Source organism: Nostoc sp. CHAB 5715 (assembly GCF_020829685.1).
Lineage (GTDB): Bacteria > Cyanobacteriota > Cyanobacteriia > Cyanobacteriales > Nostocaceae > Nostoc.
Genome location: NZ_JAIVFR010000252.1, coordinates 1 through 8,145 on the forward strand (window position 1 = coordinate 1; position 8,145 = coordinate 8,145).

9 protein-coding genes and 1 pseudogene are annotated in these 8,145 nt (G+C 42.6%); 3 read left to right on the forward strand and 7 right to left on the reverse strand.

The genetic code is table 11. From position 1 onward, the window contains the following. Positions 1 to 146: 146 nt before the first annotated feature. From LC574_RS15545 to LC574_RS15555, 3 genes and pseudogenes are all read right to left on the reverse strand, one after another. A complete protein-coding gene (locus LC574_RS15545) occupies positions 147 to 794 on the reverse strand; it encodes a DUF4360 domain-containing protein (RefSeq protein ID WP_229454352.1) in 648 nt (215 codons plus the stop codon). 775 nt (positions 795 to 1,569) lie between these two features. Further along, a complete protein-coding gene (locus LC574_RS15550; protein WP_229454358.1) occupies positions 1,570 to 2,160 on the reverse strand; it encodes a Uma2 family endonuclease in 591 nt (196 codons plus the stop codon). A 21-nt stretch (positions 2,161 to 2,181) separates the two neighbouring features. Next, positions 2,182 to 2,961 (reverse strand): annotated as a pseudogene (locus LC574_RS15555) (GAF domain-containing protein); the annotation flags it as partial. A gap of 445 nt (positions 2,962 to 3,406) precedes the next feature. Here LC574_RS15555 and LC574_RS15560 point away from each other — a divergent pair. Continuing rightward, the gene (locus LC574_RS15560; RefSeq protein WP_229454353.1) at positions 3,407 to 4,333 is read left to right on the forward strand and encodes a cobalamin-binding protein; all 927 of its coding nucleotides are present in this window, start codon (positions 3,407 to 3,409) and stop codon (positions 4,331 to 4,333) included. A 251-nt stretch (positions 4,334 to 4,584) separates the two neighbouring features. On the opposite strand, the gene LC574_RS15565 is transcribed toward LC574_RS15560, so the two are convergent. The 3 genes from LC574_RS15565 to LC574_RS15575 form a co-directional block, all read right to left on the reverse strand. Continuing rightward, the gene (locus LC574_RS15565; protein ID WP_229454354.1) at positions 4,585 to 4,887 is read right to left on the reverse strand and encodes a TMEM165/GDT1 family protein; all 303 of its coding nucleotides are present in this window, start codon (positions 4,885 to 4,887) and stop codon (positions 4,585 to 4,587) included. 119 nt (positions 4,888 to 5,006) lie between these two features. Further along, on the reverse strand, positions 5,007 to 5,438 hold the full coding sequence (locus LC574_RS15570; protein WP_229454359.1) for a TMEM165/GDT1 family protein: 432 nt from the start codon (positions 5,436 to 5,438) through the stop codon (positions 5,007 to 5,009). Between the two features lie 140 nt (positions 5,439 to 5,578). Continuing rightward, entirely contained in the window at positions 5,579 to 5,929 is a 351-nt protein-coding gene (locus LC574_RS15575; protein WP_229454355.1) for a YkgJ family cysteine cluster protein, read from the reverse strand. A gap of 20 nt (positions 5,930 to 5,949) precedes the next feature. On the opposite strand from LC574_RS15575, the gene LC574_RS15580 reads away from it, so the two are divergent. After that, positions 5,950 to 6,153 (forward strand): hypothetical protein, encoded by a 204-nt coding sequence (locus LC574_RS15580; protein ID WP_229454356.1) that lies wholly within the window; start codon positions 5,950 to 5,952, stop codon positions 6,151 to 6,153. 96 nt (positions 6,154 to 6,249) lie between these two features. Next, entirely contained in the window at positions 6,250 to 6,393 is a 144-nt protein-coding gene (locus tag LC574_RS15585) for a photosystem II reaction center protein Ycf12/Psb30 (protein WP_114086065.1), read from the forward strand. Between the two features lie 85 nt (positions 6,394 to 6,478). On the opposite strand, the gene LC574_RS15590 is transcribed toward LC574_RS15585, so the two are convergent. Next, a partial coding sequence (locus LC574_RS15590) for a DHH family phosphoesterase (RefSeq protein WP_229454357.1) occupies positions 6,479 to 8,145 on the reverse strand: 1,667 nt, incomplete at its 5' end.

An 8,145-nucleotide genomic window follows, 5' to 3' on the forward strand; every position in this document is an offset into this window, starting at 1 on the left:
ATAAAGCAGGGTGAATTATCTCAGGACATGGCTGAAACCTTATTTTTTTCGTCGCAGTTGACCTGAGCCACCGGGACTTTTAAAACATCCTCTTAGAGGCATCAGCTTTTGTGAAAAATTAAATGCAGATTATGCATTTAAAAAACCTAACAAGGAGTAAATTTAAACTTGATTTGGAACAATACAGGGCCGAGTGTTGTGTCGATTGTATCAACTCGGATTTGGGTTTCTAGACCTTTAGGTGTCAGTGATACATCTGTAGCTCTTGCCGTCAGATTTGTATTGATACCAAAAATCGAATTCACTGGTCTCCTACAGGCATTTATTGTGCCTAATACAATACCTACATCTTTGTTCCAAACATCTGAAAAGCCAGCGTTAAACGTTGCGTTTGGATTACTGGTAGTTGGAACTATTTGACCTTGAAAGAGTATTCTAACGTTCAGGTTAGCACTGCCTTTTGCAGGCACATCTGCAAAGCCAAGATACTTGACGTTAATCGGCTGAACGTTAATTCCAGAAGGTACATTCAGACCGATCCGCAGATTGCAGGCTTTTGATACAACCTTAGGAGGTTCAGCTTTAGCTTCAAACTCAGAGAATGTTACTGAAAGAGTATCTCCAACCAAAATTCCCTCTGCTGTTCCCTTTGGGCAACCATTTCCGAAAAGAGTGACTGGAACTTTTTGAAAGGTAAATCCTGTTGGTGGTGTTTGAGCCTGTACCTGAGATAAACCTACAACATTTAAACTCAGTAGTGTCAAGCTGGAAATCAGACCAGTTAAAATTTTCATACTTTTGGACTCCACAAAAACGTGTAATTTTTGGACATTAGCTGCATCATAAAATTCCTAAGATACTTCTACACAAAGAAATTTTACCCAGCAGCGTGTTTAGGGTTTGGGGACTTTTAGCAGTTCTTAAATGTGTGCAATACGCTCTGTTAAGGCAGACAGAAACAGGATAAAACAATCAATTTCTGACTCGGAAATTAATTATTTATCAGCGTATTTCACTTATCAGACAAGAATTCAGGAGTTAAAATTGGCAATTTAGAATTTAATTCTGTACAACTGGCGGATAGCCCAGTGGTGGCGAGTCTAGGAGCGGATGAATAAATGGTTTAAGACGGCGACTAAATTGCTCGCGTAGTGTCTCCAAAGGAGAAGATTTAGTGGTCAACTACAAATAGGCGGGTCTTAATCCCCAAGTAATTGATTTTGACTCCTGGATTCTGAGTTCTGAACTTTTGTATTGAGAATTGCCCGTACAACAAGCCTCGAAAAAAATAGTAAGTTATTTGAGAAATATTTTATATCTATCTAAAGGAATAGATTAAGTAAATTTTGATAAATTCTTGCGGGAAAGTACGCAGACATGTAGCGGTGAGACAGCGCTCTTGCTAGGGCTTCCCTCGGGAGCTACTTGCTCTATTTGAGGAGGCCCCAAGCAGAGGAGGCAGTGGCAATGGGTTCCAAGAGTTGCCCCCGTTGTAGCAACTGCTGTAAAGTGGCATCAGGCGACTACGAACCCGGTAGCAAGTCAGACGCTCGTCAGACATAGCTGTTACTAAGATCCTCTCAAAGGTGGTAACATTTCCAAAATTGCAATACTTAAATCAGGAAACTCTAAAGGTGAAATAATCCCATCTTTCTCTACAATTACTTCACTTTGATAGCCATCCTGAGTTGGTTCCCGAAAGACGTGCAATTGAGAACTAACCACATCCAGCACCCAATAATCTGTAATTCCGGCTTGCGAATAAGCTTTAGCTTTGATTTCGCAGTCTAGTTTCAGGCTGCTATCTGCTACCTCAATAATCAGATAAACTTCTCTTGGAGTGGGATGGTGGTCTGCGTAGTCCAACGGATGCACTTTAACTACAGCAATATCCGGTTCTGGTTCAGACCATTCATTCAACTTTACTGGGTCTTGAACACATATCAAAGCCCGATTCCTTAAACTATTTTGCAGTAATCTATCTGTTCTCCCCACTGCTGATCTATGGGCTGTCCCTTTAGCAATCATCCAAATTATCTTTCCTTCTAGCAGTTCTACTCGTTCATCTGCACCAAAAATCCCAGCCTCAGCCATCCGGTGGTATTCTTTAACTGTCCACAGGCGAAGTTGTAACGTCGTTTCTGTGTTAATTCCTGACATCAGTTGTTTGTAAAGTTTTAAATCCCCCTTTTCTGTGGAAATGTAATCTGTAAAGCGCTTGCCGTATAACTCTTCTCGGCTATATCCCAAAATCTCGCACAGTGCCAGATTAGTATCGACTATCTGCGCTTTCATATCTATAAGTCCAATGCCGATAGAAGAACGCTCAAAAATCGCCCGAAATTGCGCCTCACTCCGTCGCAATGCTTCTTGTACGACGTTTCGCTCCTTCGCTTCTATAGCCAACGTCACGAAATCTGCAATCGAGCCAGCAAAAGTCTCTTCCTCCAAAGTCCATTGACGAACTTCGCCTATGTGTTCGTAACAGACTACGCCTATCAAACGACCCTCTAGCCAAATTGGTGCATCCAGCAGGGATGTGATGCCCAAAACTGAAAGATAAGACTCGGATAATTCTTGAGTTCTTGTATCGTTTCTGGCATCATCTGCGGCAATGGTACGTTCTTCTTCTAAAGCCTGGAAATAAGCTGGATAATTTTTTTCTGAAAACGAGTTACCAAAGCTATGCTCCTTGGTGCTTACATCATATAAATCGATGCATTCAATTTTTGAACGTTCTTGATTATATAACCATACACCAACTCGCTTCACTAAAAGCGTCCGAGCAGCAACCTCTGTGATTTCCCTTAAGGCTGCATTGAGATCACCTTGCTGAAATGTCTTGCTTCTTGCCAGCTGCACCAGCGTCTGGCTTTGTTTTCGCCGACGATTTTCTTTGATTTGCAAAGCCTTTTGGGACTGGTTGCGCTCTGTAATATCTCTAACTGACACCACCTGCATTAGTTGACCTCAAGAAGAAATAATTTTGCCTTACGGTTTTATGGAAAAAGTAGAACTGTCTTTGTATAACTACAACTACTTGATCTGGTTTTTCATAACCGGAATGTATATTTTTTCTAATTAAAATTTATGATTTTGGATAACAAGTTTTAAACTAAATTTTGCTCATCGCTTTTGTTACTTCTTTTGCCAGGGGATAATTAGTATTTCAAAGAATTCTCTTATTAAGTAATTATACTAAGAACAATGTATAATTAATGTAATATTTTGAATTTGGGTCTAGGGACTGAGGGCTAGGAAAAACTCTTCCGAATACCGAACACCGAGTTTAATTTTTTGCTGAGTGTTGACTACCAAAACACGCTTAATTCTCCTAGAGAAAGATGCCTAATGACTCAAATTTTGCAAAAATTGAAGTAACGGCAGGTTTAGTGGAGGTGGAGCGATGACGGATAGTAATGTGAGAATTGTTTCCCTGATTCCCGGTGGAACAGAGATTTTAGCGACACTAGGCTTGGTTGATGCTATTGTGGGGCGATCGCACGAATGCGATTACCCTCCAGAAATCCTTGATCGCCCTATTTGTACCGAAGCACGCTTAAACTCCAATGCCTCTAGCAGCCAAATTCATGATGAAGTGAGCAATTTATTGCAATCTGCTCTTAGTATTTACCAAATCAAAACAGATGTTTTAGAGAAATTGCAGCCTACCCACATTCTCACTCAAGACCAGTGTGATGTTTGTGCTGTCAGCTTACACGACGTTGAAAAGGCAGTTGCTACACTCATTGACAGTAAACCGCAGATTATTTCTTTACAACCCAATTTTCTCCAGGATATTTGGGCTGACATTGAGCGAGTCGGTAACACCTTTGGCGTAGACTCTGTAAAAGTCATAGAAAACTTAGAAGCTCGCGTCAAAATTTGTCAACATAAAATCCAGGGACTTTCGTTAAATGAACAGCCTACTGTCGCCTGTATCGAGTGGACTGATCCTTTGATGGTAGCCGCCAATTGGATTCCAGAATTAGTTAACTTAGCAGGAGGACAGTCTCTATTTTGCGCTACAGGTCAGCCTTCTCCTATTTTGCCGTGGGAAACACTATTAACAACCGATCCTGATGTAATTGTTTTTATGCCTTGTGGCTTTGATTTAAATCGCACTCGCCAAGAAGCCAATTTATTAACTCAACATTCAGACTGGGAAAAACTGCACGCTACCGAAACTGGTAGGGTATACATCATTGATGGCAATTCTTACTTCAATCGTCCAGGGCCACGACTGGTAGATTCTCTAGAAATTTTGGCAGAAATTTTGCATCCAGAAATTTTTCAATACGGCTACAAAGGAACCGGTTGGGAACCTTTGTAAGGAATAATTCAGAACTCAAAAGCGGAGCGTCTCAAGCTCCGCCTCCGGTCAGCATTCAGTATAAATTCGAGTCCGATGGTTACTGAGCTTGTCGAAGTATTGAGTGATATTCGTTACAAAACGTAATTGCGTTAGCGAAGCGTAAAGCCAACTCTTGGAGAGGCAACGCCTTCGGCATAGCTTCGCTATGACCGAGTCTTTGAGGGTCATTGCGAACTTGTACTGAGCGTAGCCGAAGTATTGGAATTGGTTTAAGGTGTTTGTTCAGAATCCGTCGATGGTTCATTGTTAAATAACAGCAGACGTGTACCGAGGATGGCAAATCCCACAGCAGCGATCGCTTTTAACAAGCGTGTAGGTAATAATTCTGCTACTGCACCTCCTGCTAATGCTCCCAACAGACTTGTTAATAGCAATGCGCCTGCTGCACCAAAAAATACTGCACGCCCAGAATTACAACGTCCTGAAAGTGCGATCGCCGCTAGCTGACTTTTGTCACCTAATTCTGATAAAAAAACTGTAATAAAGCTCAGTCCTAAAAGATGCCAATCCATATTATTAAAGGGAGTGGGGAGTGGGGGAGATGAGGGAGCAGGGGAAGCAGGGGAGGCAGAGGGAGAATGACAAATGACAAATGACTAATGACTAATGACAAATGACTAATGACAAATGACTAATGACTAGTAAATATATCCCAAAAGAGCATTAGGGAAATCACCAACAACATTACGCCTGCTGATTTTTCTACAGTTTTTGGGCTGAGTCGGGTGGCTATCCAACTACCTAAAAGCACGCCTAATAAGCTGGTGGTTATCAGCGCAGCCGCAGATCCGATAAATACCACCCACGGCGAATGAGATTCTGCACTCATTAACAGGGTGGATAGTTGAGTCTTATCTCCAATTTCTGCTAGAAAAATGGTTATAAAAGTTGTACCAAAAACTACTAGTGCTGATTGCTGCTTCTGAGGACTATCGCCAACTACAGGCTGAACTGGTTGGGCGATCGCAGGAGTTAAGTTAAAATCATTGCTGTCTTTGGGTTCTAGCTCGATCTCAGTCTGAGATATGCCAGCAATGTTCAAAGGAGCAGAGTCAAGTTTCACAGGCAATAGTTTTGTTGCGAGGTTGTTTTCATATTTCTATCATATTCTCAGATTGTTGTAATAAATTGCAACTCCAGATACTAAAACGAGCAGTGGGAGTGTCAGCCCCTTCGGGGAAGTCAAAAGTCAAAAGTCAAAAGTCACAGCCCAACAGCTTTATTGAAGCGTAGTATTTCCAGACTGCGATCGCCGTATACTCCTTCTATTTGCTGGCGACAGCAGTCAATAGCAAAATCGTTGACTTCTTCTGCTTCAACGCCATACATATCTTGAAACACTTCTGATTCCACACGGCAGAAGCGCGGACGATTTTGGTATATGCGGCATTCCCGCGTGGTATGGTCGAAGTTAACGCACCATCCCCCTTCGCCTACCATGCTGAGGTAGAGTTCTAGTTCTGGTGGAGAGAGATACTCATCCAAATCTGGACGCTCTGCTGGATCAAGATTACAGCAGGCTCCACATTCTTTTACACATTGCCAAGTTGCCATTTTGGATTGGGGAGTAGGGAGTGGGGAGTAGGGAGTGGGGGGCAGGGGGAGCAGGGAGCAGGGGGAGCAGGGGAAGAAGAACTATTGGTTATTGCCCCATGCCCCATACTTCGGCTTACTTCGACTACGCTCAGTACAAGTCGCTCAGTACAAGTGCCCCATGCCCAATTCCCAATCCCCCTATTTTACGTTTTTATGTCTTTTCTTATAATTTTGTTAAGTAAATTAAATCTAACAGGCCATGGCCAGATATGATCGATTGCGGGTTTTGTAATTAAGTTATTGAATTTTTTAAGACAATTGGGAGGAGAAAAGGAAAAATGTTTGACGCTGTATCTGACTTGTTTAACGCTTTTACCAGTATCAATTGGGAAGTTATTTTCCAATTGCTGTCCGTGGCGCTAATCGTCATTGCTGGGCCAGTGGTAATCTTTTTGCTGGCATTTCGCAACGGCAATTTATAAGAGTTCTGAGTGCTGACTAAGGAGTTAACAGTTAAGAGTTAGGAATGAGAAGTTAATTAAGAATTCATAACTCATAACTTGTAACTCATAACTCAGCACTCAATACCGATAACGCCTGAAGGGCAGCTTGGATAATACTGTCATACTGTGGCTGAGAGATATCAATTTCTTTGGCGTTTTGACGATTAGTACCCAGTAAACCAATTATATGTCCTGGTTGCATGGCTAAGACTTTGCCTTCAGAGTTTTTAATTCTTAATTCTGCTTCAATACCGTTTTTATAGAAACCACAAGTATACTGTCGCTGGTTGTATTCAAAAGTTGTGCTTGACGGGGTAGGTGACGAAGCAAAAAATTGTTGAAGCTGAATTGGTAGCCTGACTCCTATTAACTCTAGCTCGATGGTGGTGTTACCGTTAAAGTAATTTTCTCGTAGTTTGTAAGCGACATCCACTCGTGGCGGTAAGCGGAAATAGTCGCCCCAACGCCAAGCGATCGCTTTAATTTTATACTCCTGATTATCAATAGTTTGGGCAATTGTCAGTTTGATATGGCCCTTACCGACGATTTTTTGCTCGACCACTTGAACATTAGGTGTCCAAAAAATTGGATCGGGGTTGTCCATACCGCAGGGGTGCAGAGCATTAAGCTGTTGATAAAGCTGCTGATTGATGTGATTGAGGTTGACTTCGGCATCAATTTTTAGCAGAGGCTTGAGATGCTGGGGTTCAAGACACTGGTTAGCAAACTCAATCAAACGCGATCGCAACATCTGTAAATTCTCTGCTGCTAGAGAGAATCCCCCGGCTGCTTTGTGTCCGCCAAATTTCCCTAGTAAATCGTGACAATATTCCAAAGCTTCAAACACATGAAACTCTGGAATTGAGCGTGCAGAACCGCGTATATGTCCCTCATTCTCATAAGTACCGATGAACACTGGAACGCCGTAGCGTTCTACCAAGCGGGAGGCGACAATCCCAATAACGCCATGATGCCAATTGGGTTGAACAACAATTAATACACGGTCATCTTGTAAAGACGCTATATATCGCGTCTCTACATAAGCGATCGCTTCTTGTTCAATTTGCTCACACATCTGCTGGCGAGAGGTATTGATTTGTTCGCACTGCATTGCTCTTTGGAGCGCCACCCCCATATCATCTGTAGTTAACAATTCAATCACAGTTTGGGGATTACCAATCCGACCAATAGCATTAATTCGCGGCCCCAAGCGAAACCCGATATCTTCAGGCTTGAGCGATTTTGGATTTTGGACTTCGGCTACGCTCAGTCGAACGATTTTGGATTTTGGATTAGAAATTTTCTCCTCTACTCCCCCTGCTCCTCCTGCTCCCTCATCTCCCCTAGCCTGCACGCCACCTACCTGAATTAACGCCTGCACTCCAGGTAAGTTGGATTTGGGTAAATGCTGTAAACCGCGTTTCACCCAACGGCGATTTACGCCAGTTAAGGGAGCTAAATCTGCGATCGTTCCCAGTGTAAACAGTGCTAGCATCGGCTTAATTAAACCCTTAGTCTCCCCTAGCTGTTGTGCTAGAGAAACTGCCAAAATGTAAGCAACACCAACGCCAGCAACACCCCGATAAGGTGAAGATTCAGCTATTAGTTTGGGGTTGAGGATGGCGTTAGCTGGCGGTAATTTTTGGGGAATATCATGGTGATCGGTGATAATCACTACAAGACCAAGTTCTCTAGCTCTAGCAACTGGTTCAAACGCAGAGATGCCATTAT

Bases quoted from the DNA above. Each gene is read 5' to 3' on its own strand.
- LC574_RS15545 (WP_229454352.1), bottom strand. From the start codon at position 794: ATGAAAATTTTAACTGGTCTGATTTCCAGCTTGACACTACTGAGTTTA.
- LC574_RS15550 (WP_229454358.1), bottom strand. From the start codon at position 2,160: ATGTCAGGAATTAACACAGAAACGACGTTACAACTTCGCCTGTGGACA.
- LC574_RS15560 (WP_229454353.1), top strand. From the start codon at position 3,407: ATGACGGATAGTAATGTGAGAATTGTTTCCCTGATTCCCGGTGGAACA.
- LC574_RS15565 (WP_229454354.1), bottom strand. From the start codon at position 4,887: ATGGATTGGCATCTTTTAGGACTGAGCTTTATTACAGTTTTTTTATCA.
- LC574_RS15575 (WP_229454355.1), bottom strand. From the start codon at position 5,929: ATGGCAACTTGGCAATGTGTAAAAGAATGTGGAGCCTGCTGTAATCTT.
- LC574_RS15585 (WP_114086065.1), top strand. From the start codon at position 6,250: ATGTTTGACGCTGTATCTGACTTGTTTAACGCTTTTACCAGTATCAAT.